Source organism: Lactobacillus sp. 3B(2020), assembly GCF_013487845.1.
Lineage (GTDB): Bacteria > Bacillota > Bacilli > Lactobacillales > Lactobacillaceae > Limosilactobacillus > Limosilactobacillus alvi.
Map to the genome: position 1 here is coordinate 1,444,639 of NZ_CP047410.1, position 20,518 is coordinate 1,465,156.

The following is a 20,518-nucleotide window of genomic DNA, read 5'->3' on the forward strand; positions in this document are numbered from 1 at the left end:
TTAGTTTTCCCCCTTAACCCGTTTAATAATCTTGACCAAGGTTGTCACAAATTGGTTAATTTCATCACTTGTATTCAAAGCTCCAAAGCTAACCCGAATTGATTCTTCAATCCGTGGAGAATCCTTCCCAAACATGGCAACCAAAACGTGGGATGGTTCAAGGCTCCCCGCAGTACATGCCGAACCACCAGAAACCGCAATTCCATCTAAATCTAGGTTAGTTTGTAAAATATAGGTTGAAATCCCCTTGATCCAAAGGTTCAAAACGTGATTTAAATTCTTTGGATCCATGGAACCATTAACTTCAAAGTCAATTCCGGCTGCCGTTAAGCCAGCAACAATTTGCTTCTTAAAGTCAAAGTAACGCGCTTGTCGGGTTGCTTTTTCGGTTGGGGAATCAATTTCAACCGCCTTGGCAAAGGCAGCAATTGCCGGAACATTTTCGGTCCCGGCCCGCCGTTTGGTTTCTTGATCGCCACCCTTGAGGTAACTTGGAAAATTAATTCCCTGCCGCCGATATAAGAACCCCAGCATTTTGGGGCCATTCAATTTATGCGCTGAAGTTGAAAGTAAATCAATATGGTCGCGCTTAACATCAATATCCAACAAGCCATAAGCTTGGACGGCATCCGTATGGAACCAAGCTTGATGGTCAACTAACCGTGCCCCAATTTCTGCGATTGGCAAGTGACTCCCAACTTCGTTATTTCCCATCATGATTGAAACCAAGATTGTCTCATCATCCAAAGCGGCATCAAAATCAGCGAGTGAGATTTGCCCCGTTTCATCAACTGGCAAGTAGGTTACCTTAAAGCCTAAATTCTCAAGGTACTTCATCGGTTTTAGAACCGCTTCATGTTCAATAGCCGTGGTAATAATATGTTTACCAAGCTTTTGGCGACTTAGCGCCGTTTGAATAATTGCCGTGTTATCACTTTCTGTTCCCCCACTAGTGAAAACAATTTCGTCATCTTCGGCATTAATGCTTTGGGCAATGACGTGGCGGGCATCTTCTAAAACTCGTTTGGATTCTCTGCCGTAGCTATACCCCATTGAAGCGTTCCCCCAATTTTGGTGGAGGTTTTCAACCAAGGTATCAATAACCGGTTGGGTCATTGGGGTTGTGGCAGCATTATCAAGGTAGATCTCAGCCATTAAGCAATCTTTCCTTCCTTTAAATCAGCAAATAACTTCAAGAGCATCGTTGCAGAACGTTTTCCAGCTTCGATGATAAAATCATCGAAGGAAACACTGGCTTCTTCATCCCCAGTATCTGACATTGCCCGGACAACGACGTATGGAACATGATGATCAGTTGCGACTTGGGCAACAGCTGCTCCCTCCATTTCAGCAGACAAGGCATCTGGAAAATGTTTTTTAATTTGCTCAATTTGGGCTTGACTTGCAATAAACTGGTCCCCCGTCACAATGAGACCCCGCTTGATGTTTAAGCCCGTTTGTTCACCAGCGCGCGCGATTGCCTGGCTCCACTTTTCGGAAGCCTTGTACCGGGCTGGCTGACCGGCTGGTAATTGACCATAAGCATAATCGAAGGCCGTGACATCAACATCATGATAAGCCGTTTCCGTTGAGATCACGACATCACCAACGTGCAAGCCATCCCCAATTCCACCAGCGGAACCAGAGTTAATAACCACCGCAGCCCCAAAGTCGACAATTAAGTGTTCCGCCGTCAAAGCCGCTTCAACTTTCCCAATTCCTGATTCAACCAGGACGACCGTTTGATCACTTAACTTTCCTTCATGATATTGCTTATCGCCCAAAGTTGTTACTTTACTATCCGTTAACTGTGCTGTTAATTCCTTGATTTCCTCAGGCATGGCACAGATAATTCCAAACTTCATCTTAGTCACTCCTCTTTACCCAACAAAGAATAAAAATAAATAAACAATGACGATCGCAACTACTAAACCAATAATCGTTAAGTTCAACCGATGCTTTAATTGCGCCGTCCGTTCCGCTTCCAATTGCGCTTTGGTTAGCCGCAAACTTTCTTCCCGAGTTAATTTTTCCGACGCTCGGTTAGTTTGTGGCTCATCCTTTTGCTTTTGCGCCTGTCGACGCCGATATTCACTTCTGGTTAACGGTTCTTTATCCATTTTGCCTCTTTTGAATTGCTATTTTGCGATTGCTACCCAGTAATAAATTGCTGAAATGGTCTTTTGATCTTCAATTTGGCCATTCTTAATCATTGCCAAGGCTTGGGCCTGATCAACCCAAAACATCGCCAATTCTTCATCTTCATCTTGTGGCAATGCTTCTTTGACCGGACGTAAATCCGTTGCCAAAAAGGTTGTAATATATTCATCGCAGAAGCCAATCGAAGTATAAGCCCCATTGATTTTTTCTAAATGCCCTGCTTTTAGGCGGGTTTCTTCATTCATTTCCCGGATGGCCGCATGTTCTACACTATCATGATCCCGTTGATCAACCTTGCCGGCGGGAATTTCGTAAGTTAACTTTTGTACGGGGGCCCGCCATTGTTTCATTAAAGCAATTTGTTGCTGATCGTTAATCATTAAAATTGCCACTGCAGGGGCATGATGAACAATTTCGCGACTCGCTTCGTTACCTAGCGGCGTTTTCACCGTTTGTTTTTCAACTTGAATCAGATACCCATCAAAAATCTTTTCTGACCGTAAAACTTTTTCCTCAAAATTCATGAACCTTCACCGCCTTTATCTTCACGTGCGCTGCTTGCCAACCCCGCCGGCCCATTACCAAGACTAAATTTACTTTCCGCCCGGGTTGCATCAATGGTCGACTGGCTGGCGTAATGGCTTGAGTATGCACGAAAATATCTGCTTCTCCAGGAACTTCGATGAATCCCCAGCCTTTGGCCCGGTCGAACGATTTGACTGTTCCTTCCATTTTAATTCCTCCGATTACCAATTTAGTTGCTTACCAGTGGCTTTTAAACATTTTTAGAAAATACAAAAAGGCCGAGGTAAACTACTCAGCCTTTTCATTTTACAACATTTATTTAGTTTTCGCTTGCGAGATTAATCTTCCAAACCAGTTTCAACCGTTTCTGGGAAGTTAGCTCGCACAATGTGAGCACACCGCGCACAAAGTTGTGGATAAGCCGAATCACTACCAACGTCTTCCTTAGTCATCCGACAACGCGCACAAACTTCGCCGGTCGCCTTTTCAATGGCAACTGCTGAATTGTCGCTAAAGTGTTCGAGGTCAGCTGGTGCATCATCAGCGGCCTCCAAGGCTAAATCAGAAACCCCTAATAACAAGGCCACATCAGTCTTGAAGCTCTTAACTAATTCTAGTTGGCTTGGTGTCAAGTAGAGGGTTGCCTTTGCTTCTAAGGATTTCCCGATTAACTTAGCGTTCCGGGCTTCTTCCAAAGCCTTCAAAACGTGTGAACGTAATTCCATAAAGGCTTCCCAACGCGCAAGTAAGCTTTCTTCGCCATCAAAGCTTTGGGCATCTGGAATCTCGGTTAATTGAACAAAGTCCTCTGGTTCATCCATGTATTCCCATACTTCTTCAGTCGTATGCGGTAAGATTGGGGTTAACAACTTAACTAAAGTCGTTAAAATTTCGTAGAAGACCGTTTGCATTGACTTCCGCGTTAAGGACTTAGCTGGTTCAATGTAAAGGACATCTTTGGCGACGTTCATGTAGAAGGCTGACAAGTCGTTGTTAACAAAGTTAATTAACCGCTTGTATGCACTCAAAAAGTCAAAGTTGTCGAAGTCCTTACGCATGCCAGCTAAGAAGTGGTTGAAGTTAACCGTCATGTATTGGTCAACTTCCGTCCGCTTCTCGAAGGCCACTGTTTCTTCAGCCGCATCAAAGTCTGCCGTGTTCGCTAACAAGAAGCGGAAAGTGTTCCGCAATTTCCGGTAAGCTTCCGAGATTTGCTGGAAGGTCCCCATTGAAACCCGAACATCAGCGGAGGTATCAGCGGACATTACCCAAAGACGGATAATTTCAGCCCCCATGTTTTGGACAACCTTGGCTGGATCAATCACGTTTCCTAGGGACTTGGACATCTTATTCCCCTTCTTATCCAAGGTAAAACCTTGAGAAAGAATTTGCTTATATGGTGCATGACCGGAAACCACGACACTGGTAATCAAACTCGAATTGAACCAACCCCGGTATTGGTCAGAGCCTTCAAGATACATATCTGCCGGGTAAGTTAAGTAATCCCGTTCGGCTAAAACCCCTTGGTGAGAAGAACCAGAGTCAAACCAAACATCCATGATGTCGGTTTCCTTAGTAAACTTACCATTCGGTGAATGTTCACTCGTAAAACCTTCTGGTAAGAGATCCTTAGCGTCCCGTTCAAACCAGACATTTGAACCATATTCGCGGAAAAGATCAGAAACGTGGTTAATCGTTTCTTCCGTCATGATTGGGGTCCCATCTTCAGCATAGAAGATTGGGAGCGGAACTCCCCAAACCCGTTGCCGGGAGATAACCCAGTCACCCCGGTCACGAAGCATGTTGTATAGTCGAACCTTACCCCATTCTGGTTTGTACTGAACTTCATCCACCGCGTTCAAAATTTCGTCCCGCATTTTATCGATGGAAACAAACCATTGATCAGTGGCCCGGAAGACAATTGGTTGCTTGGTCCGCCAATCAAATGGGTAGGAGTGCTTCAATGGTTCTTGGAGTAAGAGGGCGTTGTTTGCCTTCAATTTTTCCAAGGAAATGTCGTCCGCATCTTGGTAGAAGACGCCATCAAAGCCATCCCCATTTTCAGCCGTCAAATGCCCTTGATCATCCATTGGAGCGAAGATTGGTAAGTTGTACTTCAAACCGAAACGGTAGTCATCGTCCCCGTAACCAGGAGCCGTGTGAACTAACCCCGTCCCGGTATCATCAGTAACATAATCACCAAGGCCAACTAAAAGGTCGCGATCAAGGTAAGGGTGGTTAGTAACCATGCCTTCCAAGTCTTTCCCTTTCAAGACCTTAACCGTCTCAACATCTTCCCAACCAAGCTTTTCACTTAATTCAGCTAATAAACTGCCGGCAACAACAAACTGCCGATCATCATTAGCTGGCTTTACCACCACGTATTCGTAATCGGCATTAACCGCAACGGCTTCCGAAGCGGGAATCGTCCAAGGCGTCGTCGTCCAAACGACCAGATATGTGTTGTCATCAAGTAAGTCTTTACCATCCTTAACTTGTTCAACGAAGAAAGCGGTCTTAGCAACTACATCGTGATATTCAACTTCAGCTTCGGCTAATGCTGATTCAGAAGACCATGACCAGTAAACCGGCTTCTTAGCTTGGTATAAGAGTCCCTTCTTGGCAAAGGCACCAAAAACCTTAATTTGCGCGGCTTCAAATTCCTTGTGCAAAGTTAAGTAAGGGTGTTCCCAATCCCCACTAACTCCAAGCCGCTTAAAACCTGCCATTTGCTTTTGCACTTGTTCAAGGGCAAAGTCACGACAAAGGTTCCGGAATTCTGCTGTAGACATCTTCTTCCGGTCGTATCCGGCTTTCGTTAATTGGTGTTCAATTGGTAAACCGTGAGTATCCCAACCAGGAACGTATGGGGCCCGGTAGCCCGTCATGGACTTGTAACGAACAATAAAGTCCTTAGAAATCTTATTCATGGCGTGACCAACGTGAATATTTCCGTTAGCGTATGGAGGACCATCATGAAGCACAAAAGTTGGCTTCCCCTCGTTTAATTTTTGCCGTAATTGATAAACTTTGTTTTCTTCCCAAAGTTGTTCCCGCTTGCCTTCAGTTTCCGGTAAATGGCCCCACATTGGGAACTTAGTTTTACCTAAGTTTAAGGTGTCCTTAACGCGCATGACTCTTCCTCCTTAATATGTTTTGCAAAGCTAAAATGAAAAAACACCCCGCCCCAAAAGGGACGAAGTGTTTTCGTGGTACCACCCTTGTTTTCGGGAGAAACTCCCTAACTTGGTCATTGAATAACGGTCATGAACCGAGATCCCCTAGAAACTTAGGGATCCACTCGAGGTGATTTACAGACGAACTTAATTAGCAACCTCTCACCAATTGTTGCCTCGCTAAGAATTAATTGCCGTCTGCCCGTCCTCATCATTGCTTTGCGAATAATCAACTAGTCAGCTGGCTTGTCAGCATCATCAGGGAAAATCACTACCGTTTGGCTTTCCGGTTCATTAGCTTGGGAAGTAGGTTCTTCCGCTGCTGGCATCGCTGGAACTTCCATTTCCGGATCGTGGGCTTCCCCTTGCGTAGCCGCAAAATCAAATTGACTTGATTGATTTGTTGCCGTTGATTCTACACTCTCATTTGAAACCTTGTCAACCCTTGAACCCAAGATCTTTTCAATTTCATCATATTGACTCAAATCATCGTTGGCTAATAATTCGTCCCAATCTTTGCTCTTAACCACTTCGAGCTGGGATTCAAGCATCACTTGGAGCCGTTGTCTGAAAATCCGGGTTTGCTTCTTCAAATCATTAGTTTCGGTTGTTAATCGCCGAGTTTGACTAGCTGCATTTTCGATGACAGCGTTAGACTTGTCGTTAGCTTCTGAAACAATATCAGTTGCTTGCTTTTGGGCTTCCCGAACCACAATTTCAGCTTCACGCTTAGCGTTACTCTTAACTTTATCAGCCGCCTCTTGGGCAACTAAAATTGACTTATTAAGTGAGTCCTTCAAGTCAGTGAAGTACTTCAACTTTTCTTCATTTGCCTTTACTTGTTCACTTAAGGCCCGGTTTTGCTCTGCCAAATCTGCAACCGTCGAAGCAACTTGACGTAAAAAGTCTTTTACTTCGTTGGGGTTAAATCCTCGCATTTTTGAATCAAATTGCTTGTTTGCGATTTCATCAGGCGTCAACGTCATTATTCATTCCTCCAAATCATGCTTTTATAACGTCAATTATAACACGTAATTTATCTTTTTTATTTCGATTACCGATCTGGGAAAGCCGAATTCTTCCAGCATGCCGGACCGACATTAAATCAAATTCATCAAGCTCATAGTCAGGGCGATCAATGGTTTCCCAGTTAACCCGGACCAGCCCCCGTTCTATTGTTTGCTTAGCCCGATTTCGCGAGTAATTGAACCCTGCAGCGATAATTACATCTAACCGTAACGAACTAACCGTCGTTTGGACTGGTTCCCAATCAACCTCCGGGGTAATGACTGCTTCAAAATCAACCGGTAAAAATTTAACCTTGGCTTTCCCAACATGGGTGATCTCGCGCCGAATAAAGGGAACCATCTCTTCTTTGACAATTACCTGGACCCGAAGGTCGGCTTTTAAAATATCCCCAAAAGTCGTTCGCGCGAGGCCTTCGCCAATTAAGGTTCCCATTACTTGTCGATGATGAAGCTCCAAAAACTTCGTTGGGTAATCAATCTCCAATAGTTGGAGCTTAAAATCTTCAGCTTGAGGGCTAAAATAAGACGGGTAAAACAACAACCGTTGCATTTCCGCTTGTGGATAACCACCCCAATGAGCAAGCTTGACGTCATCATAACGATTAACCAACGTCTGAGCAATGTAAACCTGACGGGGATTTGCAAATTCGGTCAAAACCGGCCGATATTCGTTTATTACCTGTTTTAGCCAATCCTCAACCTGATCAATAAAGGGATTTTCTTCAGGTCGAAAATGTTGTCTAAAGTCGTTTACCATTGCTAACTACTCCTATCCAACTACTAACTTAAAGCAATTGACCAAGAAATCTAATCCCTGATTGGGCAAACCAAAGCACCATGATCGCAACCACAGGCGCAAAGCTTACCCCTCCAAGCGGCGGAATAACCCGTTCAAAAAAGTCCAGGTAGGGACCCACTAACTTCGTCAGCCATTCCCCAACTTTTGAGTTTAAGCCACCTGGAAACCAAGTTAAAATACACCAAACAACAATTGCTGTTGTGTATAAGTTCAATAAACTACTAATTACCCACACAATAAAAGCGACCACTTCACCACTCCTATAAATTGTTACTATCATGTCGAAGGTCCAACCCGACACGACCACTAACTTCATAATTCTTAGGGGTACACAAGAAAATTTCTTCACCGATCCGCTTAATCTTGCCATCAATCGCAAAAACGATCCCATTTAAGAAATCTAAGGTTCGCCGCCCAGTTTGCTCGTCCTCTTGACTAAAGTTAACGATGACGGCTTCGCCATTTAATAGCTGCTTGCTGATTTCCCTAACGTCGCTATAGATTCGCGGTTCAAATAAGGCAATCCGCCCCGGTTCCCGAGAAATTCCCTGTTGGATTGAGACGACCTTATTATTTTGTTTAACAACCGGTTGTTTTGCCGGTGTTACAGGGGCTTCCTTAGCGTAGTATTCCGTAGCAGTTGGTTCGTCGCTAATTCCAAAAAAGTTACTAAAAAACTTACCAGCCATTCAACCGCCCCCTTTCTGATCATTTCCGCCGATTCTTAAAGAAGGCTGGAGTTGAAAGATCTTCGCCCTCATCGTCGACGTTTGTTAAATTATCATTTTGAACACTGAAGTCAGGCTTTTCAACATCATTAAAGTTGTCATTTTGTCGATTAGTCAAGTTAGTACCCAGATCATCATCCCAGCCGCTAAATGGATCCGTCTTGGTTTCACTTGCTGGTTCATTGATCGGTGCCCCAGTTCCTTCAGTCAATGGCGCCGTTTCATTTTCATTGGCTTCCACAACTGGTTGTCCTTGGCTAGCTTGTTCTTGCGCTGCTCGCCGTTGGTCTTGCTTCTTTTTATCAATACCAGTAGCGATAACCGTAACCCGCACTTCATCACCTAGATTGTCGTCCATGGCCATCCCAAAGGTAATATCAACATTTGTATTGGCGGCTTGACGAATTACGCTTGAAGCTTCTTGGGCTTCAAACATTGACAAGTTCTTACCACCGGTAACGTTTACCAAGACGTGTTCAGCCCCGTCAATGGAAACTTCCAATAATGGTGATGAGATTGCCTTCTTAGTTGCTTCCGTTGCCCGGTTTTCACCAGTTGAAGAACCAATTCCCATCAAAGCAGAACCTTGGTTAGTCATCGTGTGCCGAATATCAGCAAAGTCCAAGTTAATGTATCCCGGATTAGTGATCAAATCAGAAATCCCTTCAACCCCTTGACGAAGCACGTCATCAGCTTCCTTGAAGGCTTCCATCATTGGCGTTTTCTTATCGATCATTTCCAAAAGGCGGTTGTTGGCAACCACAATTAAGGTGTCAACACTCTTTTTCAAGCGTTCCAACCCTTCTTCGGCCAACTTAGCCCGCCGGCTCCCTTCAAAGGAAAATGGCCGGGTCACAACCCCCACCGTTAAAGCACCAGAGTCTTTAGCAATCTTGGCGATTACCGGAGCAGCACCAGTCCCGGTACCACCACCCATTCCGGCAGTGACAAAGACCATATCAGCGCCTTCAAGCGTCTTCGAAATCTGGGATTCACTTTCTTGCGCTGCCTTGGCCCCAACTTCTGGATTAGATCCGGCGCCTAATCCTCGGGTCAACTTAGGCCCCAATTGAATCTTAGTTTGAGCGGCTGAACCATCTAAGGCTTGTAAATCAGTATTAGCAACGATAAAGTCAACTCCCTTGACTTTTTCGTTAATCATTTGGTTGACGGCATTTCCACCACCGCCACCAACACCGATGACTTTGATACTAGCGCCCTTTAAATCCATTTGGTCAGTGCTGGTTACATTATCCATGAAAAATTCCTCCGTTGTGGTTAATTAGTCAAAAAAGTTACTGAAGAAGTTCCGCCAACTTGTCTTTTCCTTTTTTACCGGAGCTTGAGCTGGGGTTGCTTCCTTTTGCGTTGGTTCATTTGATACTTTATCCGGTTTAGGGGCATGCCGCCGCATGTTTGCCAAAACATGTGTTTTTGCCGGCTGTGGAGCTGGCGCTGGTTTTGGTGCCGGCATGGGCCGATTAACTTGGCTCCGACTTTGACTTGGACTGGCAATCAAATCTTCGTCATGTAAGGTCCGTTTTATTAACCGGGTAACATCACTTAAATTGGCTTCGTACATTGTCAATGACAAACTGGTGGCATAACCAGGATGACGAATCCCCATTTGTTCAGGTACAATTACCCGAATATTACCAGGGAAATATTCACTCGCCAATTCTTTCAAGCCAGGCATCGCTGCTCCACCACCTAAGAGCACTAATCCTCCTGGTAACTCAGGTGCATTAATGGCTTCCAAGCGATCCTTAGCTCGCCGAAAAATCTGTCGCATCCGCGCTTCAATAATTTCCGCAAGATACTTTTCCGTGTAGTTAACGGGTTGGCTCTTCCCCACTACATCGACCGCAAGTTCAACATCATCTTCAACAACTGACGCTAAGGCATAGCCGTGATCGAGTTTCAACCGTTCGGCATTCTTTTGGGAAGTATTTAAGACCGTTGAAATGTCTTTGGTAACATATTTTCCCCCTTCAGGATCAACATAGGCAAACTTTAGTTGATGATCATGAATGATGCTAGTGGTCGTCTGACCTGCACCAAGGTCAATTAAGAGGGTTCCAAAGTCCTGTTCCCCATCGGAAAGCAAATTAAAGCCAGTTGCAATTGGTCCAACCACTAAATCCTGAAGCTTCAAGCCGGCAGCAGCAACAGCTTTCTTTGTATTATGAACAATAGTCTTCGAACCAGAATATAGGGTTGCCCATAATTCAAGCCGTACACCAGCCATTCCGCGGGGATCCTTAATCCCGCGGAATTGATCAACCGCAAAATCTTTTGGAACAAGGTCAATCACTTCCCGTTCCGGCGGTAAAGCTTGTGAAAGAGTTGAATGGGCAACATCGATCACATCTTGGTTAATAATTTCGCGAGGTTGCCCTTGATCTGTAACCGTGATCATACCATGAACTTCGCTTTGCTTTAAGTAATTTGCCGGTAATCCAACCGTTACCGTTTGAATATCCGCACCTGACTTGGCCTTAGCCTTTTCAACAGCCGTCCGAATTGCCTGAGCAGTTTTATCGATATCAACGATCGCCCCATGACTAAGTCCGCCAGATGGTTGCGATCCGACCCCAACGACTTCAAGTTTGCCCTTGACGTTTTCGCACACAAGTACCTTAATCGAGGCGGTTCCAATATCTAAGCCAACATAGATTTGTGAGTTATTCATCTCAAGGAACCCTCCTATTTAAATGATTATAAATTTTATTATTTTTATTATTTTTATTGTTGGTATTTATGTTTAAATTCTACCACATTTTATATGATAAAAGGTGATTAAATCGGGATTTAACTACGATTTAATCACCTTTGGTAATTAATTTTATTCACCAAATAATTTGGAAGCGGATGATTAATCACTTAGCTTTTGAACTATAACCATAAGAATAAGCGCCAAATTCAAGATTAATAATCCGTTTTCCATTTGTATTAGCAACAATTGACGGATAATAACTCATTTTTTCGGCCAGCGTATCTGCTCGCACAAAAACCGTATTGCCATCGTTCATTACTAATTTTAGGCGTTGCGTATCAAGCGTTGTTGGTGAATAGGTGACCTCTGAGATCCCATTGCGGATTGCAGGTTTGAGTCTTCCAACTTCCTTAGCTGTTAATTTTAATATCCCATAGTGATTTTTAAAACCATCGTAAGCAATAAATTGTTCAAGATGCCCAGTGACTGGTCGCACCTTCCCATTACTTAGTAATAGTTTCGGTTGATTACCAACATTAATCAACCCAATCACATCATATTCTTTAACCCGAATATCAACCGATCGCATCCCCGTTAACACGATCTTAACACTCTTAATTTGAGCATTTCGGGTTTGAATTTTTTGTAGCCGCGCTGGGCTCATCGCAATACTCCCCCAAATAAAACGTCCTTTCTTTACTTGGGTGGCCTGCTCGATCTCTTGATCAGTCAAATGATGATTTCCCGAAACCACTACCTGATTAATCCGTGCAAGCGGCGAAATAATATATAGCATGAACAAAAGAATTAAACTAAACGGAAGGACAACACTGATGATTCGTTGTAAATTTCGTTTTAATCGAAATTGTTTCAAATTTGGCAATTGCTTTTTTAAAAGTGGTTTTCGCCGCTTTGCACTGTTGTTAAGCGCGAGGATACTTCGTTCTTCAAGCTTCGCCAAGCGTTCATTATACCTTTGATGCTGATCATTATTTGAATAGTGATCCGCCATCGTGTTCCTCCTTTCTGCTATTTAGATGGTTAATTTTACTTTTGATGATCAGCTTGGGCTTTTTTCAAAATGGCAATTAAGTCATCCGCTGCCGTTGGATGGCCAATTTTTTTGGAGTTAGTTGCCATTTTATCTCGTAAGGCTTGGTTGGTCATCAAGTCATCAACCGCGGTTAATAAGGTCTTGCCAGAAAGATCATTTTCTAAAATCATCCGGGCTGCGCCTTTATCAACCAAGGCTTGGGCATTTTTAACTTGATGGTTGGCAGTCACGTATGGACTCGGAATCATGACAGTCGGCACGCCAATTGCTGTAATTTCAGCAATCGTTGTCGCTCCCGCTCGGGAGACTAGCACCGCCACTTTTGGTAATTTCTGTGGCATCTCCTCAATATAAGGGACCACCTTCACGTTTTTGCCAACTTCAACCTTCGCCAAAGCCTTTTTCACATCTTCATACCGTTTTTGACCAGTAGCAAAGATCACTTGGTAAGGTCGCTGGTTAAAAGTGGGAATTGCTTCAATGACACTTTGGTTAATTTTGGGTGCCCCTTGACTCCCCCCAAAGATCATCAAAGTTGGTACATCATCTTTTAGACCAATTTCTGACCACTTAAAGGTTGTTTTTGTTTGGGAGGCGACTTGCTGGGCCCGTGGATTACCAACCACAGTAACCTTTTCAGCAGGGAATTGTGACTTTGCGGCCGCAAAAGCAATCGCTATTTCGTCCACATACCGGCTCAAGAATTTATTAGTAATTCCAACGACACTATTTTGTTCATGAATAACGGTTGGAACATGTAAGCGCGCCGCAGCATAAAGCACTGCTCCACTTACATAACCACCCGTCCCCAAAACGACGTCCGGTTTAAAATCCTTAACTAACTTTTTGGCTTGGTGAACCGATTTTAAGAAGAGGTAAAGCGTCTTGAAGTTTGCCAAAGAAAGTGAGCGTTTAAAGCCTTGAGTCCGTAAAGTTACTAACTTAAGCCCTGCTGCCGGTACAATCTGATTTTCTAATCCCCGTGTGGTCCCGACATAGAGGACTTCGGTACTTGGATCCAATTCTTTTAAGCGCTCGATTAAGGCTAGGGCCGGATAAATGTGTCCTCCTGTTCCCCCACCTGAAACCATTAGTCGCATTATGCTTCCTCCTTCTGGCCAGTTACTTGCTCAACCGCTTCAATAAACTTGTCGCCCCGAACCTCAAAGCTCGGGAATTGATCCCAACTTGCATTGGCTGGCGAAAGTAAAATCACATCACCAGGTTTACTCAATTGCCAGGCAACCGGTACCGCGGCCACTGCATCTTGGGCTTCAGTAACTGGAATCCCAGCCATTTCCCCCGCGGCCTTCATCTTATCCTTACATTCACCAAAGACAATCAAGTGCTTAACGTGGGCTTTAAAGTAAGGAACTAACCGTTCAAAGGTGTAACCGCGGTCAAGTCCCCCAGCCAAAAGGATCACTGGTTGCTTAAAACCTTGGAGGGCAACTTGGGTGGCTTCAATATCCGTTGACTTAGAATCATTGTAGAAGATCCGATCATTTGCTTCTAAAACAAATTGTAACCGGTGGCGAACGCCAGTAAAGGTCGTCAAAACTTGAATAATGGCTTCATTATTAATACCACTCAACTTTGCAACTGCTAACGCCGCCAAAGCATTTTCAATATTTTGCGGCCCGATCAGACGAACTTTATCAATGGGCATAATTGCTTCACCACGCCAGCAAAGTTGGCCGTTTTCAACATAAGCACCTTCCTTAGACTTCATCAGCCGGGAGAAAGGCACGACCGTTGCGTTGGTCCGCTTAGCCAAGCGCTGCCACTCTTCGCGATCCCAATTAATTACTAGGTAATCGTCAACCGTTTGGTTTCGCGTGATATTTAACTTTGCATTGATGTAGTTTTCACGGGTTTTATGGTAGTCGAGGTGATTTTCAAAAATATTGGTAATGACGGCAATATGCGGATGGATGGTTGGCGCACCAAGCAACTGAAAACTAGAAAGTTCAGTTACAATTGTGTCCTCAGCTGAAAGTTTTTCGGCAATCTTTGAAAAAGAGACACCAATATTTCCAGCATATTCAACCTTTCCGGAAAGACCATTTGCCAAGATTTTTTGAATCAAAGTGGTCGTAGTTGTCTTTCCGTTGCTTCCCGTTACACTAACGAGATGTCCGGGAAAGATTTCTGCTGCCAATTCAGCTTCTGTAATAATTGGGGTGCCAAGTTCAACAAATTTGGCTACCAAAGGAACATCATAAGGAATTCCTGGGTTTTTAACCACATAATCAAACCCTTCCTTAGCCAATGATAAAGGATTATCACCAGTAATTGTCTTAATCCCAAGCGCTTCTAAATCAGCAATCACCGTTGGATCAGCAGGTGTCTTTTGATCATTTGCAACCACCTTGGCTCCCAACTTTACCAGTAGTTTAGCAGCATTAATCCCGCTAATTCCAAAGCCGATAACTAAAACCTTTTTCCCTTGGTATTTAGTAATTTGTTTCATTTTTTCCACTCCATCAAAATTTCGTCATTCGTTTTTTATTTTATCACCAATTAAGGCGACTAATAATATTAATATTTAATTTTTTATCTACCGGAAACTAATTACGACAACTGTAACTACACTAACAACCAATTGGAATAGCCAAAAGACAATATCAATCTTCCATTCACTCCAACCATCCATTTCAAATGAATGGTGAATTGGCGTCATCTTAAAAATCCGCTTGCCAGTCGTTTTAAATGATGCCACTTGTAAAATCACACTTGCTGTTTCAATTACATACACAATCCCAATTAACAACAAGGACCATTCATGATGTAGTAATAAAGCAACTGCCGCTAAGGCACCACCGAGGGCTAACGAACCCATATCACCCATAAAGATCTTAGCTGGCTTATGGTTATAACGGAAGAAACCTAACAACCCACCAATCATTGCCAAACAAAAGAGGGCAACTTCACCTTGACCTTGAATTAAGGCAATCACTAAATAAGCCAAGAAAGAAACGATGGCTAACCCATCGACTAAACCGTCAAGTCCGTCGGTTAGGTTTACGGCATTGGAGAAGCCGACCATCCAAAAGATAATGAACAACCCGTAAATCCAACCAAGATTCATACTCCCAAATCCCATTTGGAAGCCCTCATGTTGGTAAATCACGGTGAAGATCATTGCTGCAATCACTTGGGCTAAAAACTTTTGCCAAGGCTTAAATCCCTCATTTTGGTGATGGAAAATCTTGATACTATCATCCCACATCCCAATTAAGCCAAAAATCACCAGGGTAAACAGTAAGGCCCACATGGTATTAGTTAAAAGGTTCATGGCAAAAGCCGCAATGAGCACTGCAATGACGGTACTTAAAATAAACAGTAAGCCCCCCATCGTTGGTGTTCCGGCCTTTTTTTGATGCCAAGTTGGCCCTTCTTCGCGAATTTGTTGACCTTCCTTTTTAGCCCGGAAATATTGAATCAATTGGGGCATTAGCAGGAAAGTGATCAAAAACGAAAACAAACCGGCAATGCCACACCACAACAATAGATTGGTAATCATTTTCTTCTCCTCATTTGAATTCTAATCATTTTACGGTACTTTGATCTTTATAAGTTACTTTTAAGGTTTGACCTGGATGGACAACCGTATTTTTCTTAATATTTTGGCCATCCACGAAGCCACCCCCAGAGCTCTTAAGCTTCAGATTTAAAATTTGGGCTAAATGACTAACGTCAGCTTGCGACCAACCAGTTAGATCTGGCATGTTTACCGTTCCCCCAGTTGTTAAGAAGACCCGGTTATTAACCGTAATTGAACTTCCGGCCGCAACCGATTGTTCCTTCACCCTGGTACCATTGCCAAGGACTACGGGTTGGAGGCCCTTGTTCGTAAGTCCCTTTTGAGCCGCCTCGGTTGTCATCCCCACTAAGTTTGGTAACTTCACCAAACCTTGATTTTTCGTACTTTCGAGTCGTTGTTTATCTAACAGTTCTCTAAGCAATGGCGTGGTAATTGTCGCCAATGTTTTTTCGGCTGAACCGTTAACCTTACTTGGCTTCCGCATCGTTAAGTAAATAATATACTTGGGATTATTGGCCGGCGCAAAACCAGCAAAGGAATACAAGTAAGCATTTGAACCAGTTTCATAACCGTTGGCACTCCCGATTTGAGCAGTCCCGGTCTTACCAGCAATCCGGTAACCATCAACTTTATAGGCACCACCGGTCCCATTTTTATCGTAAATAACTCCTTGCATATACTTTAAAACTTGCTTGGCGGTCTTGGCTGAAATTGGGTGGCCCACAACTTGAGTTTTGGCTTTTTCAACGGTTTTCCCGGTTTTAGGATCAGTTACTTTTTCAATCCAATATGGTTTAACCATCTTGCCATGGTTGGCAATGGCCGTGAACGCCTGCAACATCTCCATCACATTAACGGTAATCCCCTGACCAAAGGCGGTGTTAGTTTGTTCCAAGGTGCCCCGGAAATTCGTATAACCGGCTTGCTCACCACCCATTCCGTAAACATTTACCGGCTTAAACATGCCAAACCGCTTGAGGTACTTCATCCAAGTTGACGAACCCATATTTTGTTCAATATGAGCAAATCCAACGTTACTAGACCGGTAAAAGGCTTCTTTGTATGAGATCGTACCCCATCCAGAGGTTACCCAGTCGGTAACTTTCCCACCACCAATTGTCCATGTTCCGGAATTATAAGTGGCGTTCGGATTAAAATGACCAGAATCAATCGCCGCTGCCAAGGATAAAACTTTCATCGTCGAACCAGGTTCGTACGTGTCTTGCACCAAGGCGTTTGTCCAAACTGGATTTTCTGACTTATAGTTTGGCCGCTGAGTGGCCGCAATAATCTTTCCGGTCTTAGCTTCCATGATAACTGCGGTCATCATCGTGGGGTGCGAATAGTCATAAACTTTGCCCATCAAGGTTTCTAATTGATGTTGCAGCTTATTATCCAAAGTGGTGGTGATATTGTCACCGTCCTTTACTGGCTTAGCCGAATTACCAGAGTCAGCCAATTGAGTCCCATAAACATCATTGATTGACTTTTTAAGGCCATTTTTACCAGTCAGCAATTTATTTAAGGTACTTTCCAGCCCCATCTGACCAACAAGGTGGGGAGTTGAATTCTTCGAAGTTTTGACCGTTGCCAAACCTATCAATTGACTAGCAAATTGCCCCTCCGGATATTCCCGGGCTGGCGTCTTAGTGAAGGTAATTCCTGGTAATTTTTCTGCCTTAATTTTTTCCATTGTTGCAACCGAAAGATTACTCCCCGCCGGACCAAATTGAACTTGAAAGGCGTTCTTGGTTGATAACAACTTTTTAATTTGCTGGGGTTTCATATTAATGTATTTTGCTAACTTATTTGCGGTTTTCGTTTTATTAACAACATAAAGTGGTTTGCCATCAGTATCGCGCATTGAATGGTTTAAAACGGCAATTAAAGTATACTTACTCGTATCTTGAGCAATGGCATTTCCGTTAGCATCATAAATCGTCCCTCGTTTAGCAGTGATGATTTGTGTATTCGTATACATTCTTTGAGCCGCAAGCTTTAAATTATGATTTTTTACATCTTTAAAAATTGCAATATAGCCAAAACGAACGATAAACAGGGAGAATAAAAGAAGCGCAATCATAAACAGGCCAAAGCCAAAGGCCTTATGGTTGTGCTGTTTTTCCTGTTTTATCGTTCGTTTCGGAGACTCTTGACCATTCATTTATTAACGTTCCTTACACTTGAATTAGCATCAGTCAACCCGTATTTATGGGCAATTCGTTGTAAATTGGACTGACTGGTTACCTCGGCGATTTCCTGTTGGATGCTCGTATTTGAACCATTAATTTTTGTGATCTTCGTTTGAACTTGTTGTAATTGTTGTTGGTGGTTAGTCAGGGTAATCTTCAATGAGATAACGCTAACAACCATCCAAGCAACAATCGCTGTACAAACAATCCCTAATAAAACTTCGAATTTTGAAGCCGGTACTTTTCTCTGAACCGGGTAAAGATTCGGTTGTTGCTCCTGTTGGGGAGCAGGTTCAACTTGTCTTAATTCACGTGCCGTATTTGCATCCATTCAAACCACTTTCCTATTCTATTTTTTAACTCGCTCAATTACCCTTAATTTTGCGCTGTGGGCTCGATGATTATTTGCTAACTCAGCTTCACTTGGCAAAATAGGCTTTTTATTCACTAATCGGTATGCTGGCTGACTCGCTTCTGGAATTACCGGCAACCCAGGCGGTAATTCTGGCAACGACGTCCGTTCCCGAAACATCGTCTTAACTAATCGATCTTCTAATGATTGAAAAGTAATCACAGCGATTCGCCCGTGAACCGCCAATAAGTCTAGCGCTTGTTCTAAAGAGCTTTCAAGCGCCCCTAATTCATCATTAACTGCAATTCTGATTGCTTGAAAACTTTTTTTAGCAGGGTGACCACCATGGCGGCGGGCCCGGGCAGGAATCCCTTCTTTAACAATCTCAGCTAATTCCGTTGTTGTTTCAATTGGCGCAACCTGGCGATGCCGTTCAATTGCTCTGGCAATTGACTTAGCGAATTTTTCTTCTCCATAACGGCTTAAAATCCGTACTAACTCATTAAAATCCCATTCATTAACAACTTCTTTAGCCGACAAAGCTTGCGCTTGATTCATCCGCATATCAAGCGGTGCTTCATGTTGGTAAGAAAATCCCCGTTTAGCATCATCAAATTGAGGTGATGAAACACCTAAATCGTAAACAATCCCATCAATTTGACGAACGCCTTGCTTGGCTAACTCGGCCTTTAGTTGCCGAAAATTAGCCTTAATTAACGTAACTTGACCAGCTGTAATCTGGCTAGCTAAGTGTTGTTGATTATAATCGATTGCCACTTGATCTTGATCAAATGAATAAAGATGGCCGGAACCAGTTAATTGACTAGCAATTAACCCACTATGGCCACCGCCACCTAAGGTTGCATCAGCATAAATACCAGCTGGCTTAATCGCCAATGCATTTACTGCCTCATGCAACAGGACAGTGGTGTGTTCAAATTCCATTCCGGTTCCTCCAGTTCTTAAAAATCAAAATCTAAGTTTTCTGCAACATCCGCAAAATTATCTTCCGCTTCTTGACTATACTTCTCCCAAGCATTTGGTTCCCAAATCTCAAAGTGCGCTGCCACCCCAACAATGATTGATTGTTGACTTAAGCTAGCGTATTTCATTAAAGTCGGTGATAAATTTACCCGACCTTGTTTATCAAATTCACATTCCAATGCCGCTGAGTATAGAAAACGGACAAATTGGCGGACGTTTTTCTTCGTCATCGGTAAGGTAGCTAGTTTCGTTTGCAACTTCTGCCATTCACTTAGCGGGTAGCCAGCCAAACACTGATCCATCCCCCGCGTAATGACAAATTTTTCTCCCAATTGATTACGAAACTTCGCCGGAATAATCAAGCGGCCCTTTGCATCAATCGTGTGATTAAATTCACCCATGAACAAAAGTGCCACCCCCTTTCCCGATTACATGTCAAGTCTACCACAATCCCCCACTTCTCACCACGTAATTTCTTAAATTCACTAGATCTAAATAAAAAAAGAAAGGAGGGACTGAGAAGAAACACGAGTTTCTTCTCAGCCTCCTCCTTTCATCTCCGAATGTTACTCACAACTAAGACCAAAGCAGTAACCCAATGGGCTCACAAACGCCAAGCGAGTTGGCTAGTTCACTCTAAAGCCGATGCTAATAAGTCAATCTTTGTTTTTCTCCTTACCAAGCTAGCGCCCAGCCCCTTTTGAAATCTTCAAGATTACCGAATCAGCTTTGTTATTTTGATAATTTCCAAATACTTTTATTGATAACTTTTAATTCACCTAGATTTATCTTTAATTACTTAAGGAATTGCTAAATTCATTGCAAATACGGAGCAGACACTTACTAGCAAGGCCAATAAAAAGGAAATGCGCCAAAAAGCTGGCCAGTAGCGCTGATAAATAAACTCTTTCCGCGCCCCTAACTGAATAAAGACCAGTCCAATGCCGATAATCATCCAAACAATAACCGGGTAAGCAAACCAGTAAAAGCCAAGGTTAGTTTCCGCGATAGCCATTAACAATAATGTCCAAACCCACTTGAAGTGATAGTTTTTCAGGTGAAATAAATGGCCAATTAACCATTCGATTCCCCAATATACAGCAACGATCAAAATTTCAATTAAGATTTTTTTGATTTCCATATTAAACACAACTTTAATTTAAATTTGATTTAGGGTTAATTCTACCACGTTTTATGAGAATGTTTGAAATTTAGTGCTAGATTGATTAAACTAGGTGGAAGATTACACAATAGAAA

21 protein-coding genes and 1 other annotated feature are annotated in these 20,518 nt (G+C 43.2%); all 21 genes read right to left on the bottom strand.

Annotation, left to right across the window (positions count from 1 at the left end; all coding sequences use genetic code 11):
- On the bottom strand, positions 1 to 1,155 hold the full coding sequence (locus GTO83_RS07195; RefSeq protein WP_180870058.1) for a cysteine desulfurase family protein: 1,155 nt from the start codon (positions 1,153 to 1,155) through the stop codon (positions 1 to 3).
- A complete protein-coding gene (locus GTO83_RS07200; protein WP_180870060.1) occupies positions 1,155 to 1,865 on the bottom strand; it encodes a 5'-methylthioadenosine/adenosylhomocysteine nucleosidase in 711 nt (236 codons plus the stop codon). The genes GTO83_RS07195 and GTO83_RS07200 overlap by 1 nt, the downstream gene beginning before the upstream one ends.
- 15 nt (positions 1,866 to 1,880) lie before the next feature.
- Entirely contained in the window at positions 1,881 to 2,120 is a 240-nt protein-coding gene (locus GTO83_RS07205; RefSeq protein ID WP_180870062.1) for a hypothetical protein, read from the bottom strand.
- Positions 2,121 to 2,138: 18 nt separating this feature from the next.
- Positions 2,139 to 2,684: an NUDIX hydrolase gene (locus GTO83_RS07210; RefSeq protein WP_180870064.1), complete on the bottom strand. Its 546-nt coding sequence runs from the start codon at positions 2,682 to 2,684 to the stop codon at positions 2,139 to 2,141.
- On the bottom strand, positions 2,674 to 2,892 hold the full coding sequence (locus tag GTO83_RS07215; RefSeq protein ID WP_180870066.1) for a cold-shock protein: 219 nt from the start codon (positions 2,890 to 2,892) through the stop codon (positions 2,674 to 2,676). The genes GTO83_RS07210 and GTO83_RS07215 overlap by 11 nt, the downstream gene beginning before the upstream one ends.
- A 131-nt stretch (positions 2,893 to 3,023) precedes the next feature.
- Positions 3,024 to 5,819 carry an isoleucine--tRNA ligase gene (gene ileS / locus GTO83_RS07220; RefSeq protein ID WP_180870068.1) on the bottom strand — a complete coding sequence of 932 codons (2,796 nt, stop codon included), beginning with the start codon at positions 5,817 to 5,819 and terminating at the stop codon, positions 3,024 to 3,026.
- A 55-nt stretch (positions 5,820 to 5,874) separates the two neighbouring features.
- Positions 5,875 to 6,085 (bottom strand) — a binding site (T-box leader).
- Positions 6,086 to 6,094: 9 nt separating this feature from the next.
- The gene (locus GTO83_RS07225; RefSeq protein WP_180870070.1) at positions 6,095 to 6,847 is read right to left on the bottom strand and encodes a DivIVA domain-containing protein; all 753 of its coding nucleotides are present in this window, start codon (positions 6,845 to 6,847) and stop codon (positions 6,095 to 6,097) included.
- A 16-nt stretch (positions 6,848 to 6,863) separates the two neighbouring features.
- Positions 6,864 to 7,646, bottom strand: coding sequence for an RNA-binding protein (locus GTO83_RS07230; protein ID WP_180870072.1), 783 nt, complete (start codon positions 7,644 to 7,646; stop codon positions 6,864 to 6,866).
- A gap of 28 nt (positions 7,647 to 7,674) precedes the next feature.
- Positions 7,675 to 7,938 carry a YggT family protein gene (locus GTO83_RS07235; RefSeq protein ID WP_255463110.1) on the bottom strand — a complete coding sequence of 88 codons (264 nt, stop codon included), beginning with the start codon at positions 7,936 to 7,938 and terminating at the stop codon, positions 7,675 to 7,677.
- 10 nt (positions 7,939 to 7,948) lie between these two features.
- The gene (locus GTO83_RS07240) at positions 7,949 to 8,377 is read right to left on the bottom strand and encodes a cell division protein SepF (protein WP_180870076.1); all 429 of its coding nucleotides are present in this window, start codon (positions 8,375 to 8,377) and stop codon (positions 7,949 to 7,951) included.
- 19 nt (positions 8,378 to 8,396) lie between these two features.
- Positions 8,397 to 9,674: a cell division protein FtsZ gene (gene ftsZ / locus GTO83_RS07245; protein ID WP_180870078.1), complete on the bottom strand. Its 1,278-nt coding sequence runs from the start codon at positions 9,672 to 9,674 to the stop codon at positions 8,397 to 8,399.
- 24 nt (positions 9,675 to 9,698) lie between these two features.
- Positions 9,699 to 11,108: a cell division protein FtsA gene (gene ftsA / locus GTO83_RS07250; protein WP_180870079.1), complete on the bottom strand. Its 1,410-nt coding sequence runs from the start codon at positions 11,106 to 11,108 to the stop codon at positions 9,699 to 9,701.
- A gap of 187 nt (positions 11,109 to 11,295) precedes the next feature.
- Positions 11,296 to 12,144, bottom strand: a complete 849-nt coding sequence (locus GTO83_RS07255) for a cell division protein FtsQ/DivIB (RefSeq protein ID WP_180870081.1) — start codon at positions 12,142 to 12,144, stop codon at positions 11,296 to 11,298.
- Between the two features lie 35 nt (positions 12,145 to 12,179).
- Complete coding sequence (gene murG / locus GTO83_RS07260) at positions 12,180 to 13,286, bottom strand: undecaprenyldiphospho-muramoylpentapeptide beta-N-acetylglucosaminyltransferase (RefSeq protein ID WP_180870083.1); 1,107 nt, start codon at positions 13,284 to 13,286, stop codon at positions 12,180 to 12,182.
- Complete coding sequence (gene murD, locus GTO83_RS07265) at positions 13,286 to 14,659, bottom strand: UDP-N-acetylmuramoyl-L-alanine--D-glutamate ligase (RefSeq protein ID WP_180870084.1); 1,374 nt, start codon at positions 14,657 to 14,659, stop codon at positions 13,286 to 13,288. Before murD ends, murG begins: the two co-directional genes overlap by 1 nt.
- A gap of 87 nt (positions 14,660 to 14,746) precedes the next feature.
- Positions 14,747 to 15,712: a phospho-N-acetylmuramoyl-pentapeptide-transferase gene (gene mraY / locus GTO83_RS07270; protein ID WP_180870086.1), complete on the bottom strand. Its 966-nt coding sequence runs from the start codon at positions 15,710 to 15,712 to the stop codon at positions 14,747 to 14,749.
- Positions 15,713 to 15,737: 25 nt separating this feature from the next.
- Positions 15,738 to 17,897 (bottom strand): penicillin-binding transpeptidase domain-containing protein, encoded by a 2,160-nt coding sequence (locus GTO83_RS07275; protein WP_180870087.1) that lies wholly within the window; start codon positions 17,895 to 17,897, stop codon positions 15,738 to 15,740.
- Positions 17,894 to 18,256: a cell division protein FtsL gene (locus tag GTO83_RS07280; RefSeq protein WP_180870089.1), complete on the bottom strand. Its 363-nt coding sequence runs from the start codon at positions 18,254 to 18,256 to the stop codon at positions 17,894 to 17,896. The genes GTO83_RS07275 and GTO83_RS07280 overlap by 4 nt, the downstream gene beginning before the upstream one ends.
- 18 nt (positions 18,257 to 18,274) lie before the next feature.
- Entirely contained in the window at positions 18,275 to 19,222 is a 948-nt protein-coding gene (gene rsmH / locus GTO83_RS07285; protein WP_180870091.1) for a 16S rRNA (cytosine(1402)-N(4))-methyltransferase RsmH, read from the bottom strand.
- 17 nt (positions 19,223 to 19,239) lie between these two features.
- Entirely contained in the window at positions 19,240 to 19,668 is a 429-nt protein-coding gene (gene mraZ / locus GTO83_RS07290) for a division/cell wall cluster transcriptional repressor MraZ (protein ID WP_180870093.1), read from the bottom strand.
- Positions 19,669 to 20,060: 392 nt separating this feature from the next.
- Entirely contained in the window at positions 20,061 to 20,402 is a 342-nt protein-coding gene (locus tag GTO83_RS07295; protein ID WP_180870094.1) for a DUF3397 family protein, read from the bottom strand.
- Between the last annotated feature and the right edge of the window lie 116 nt (positions 20,403 to 20,518).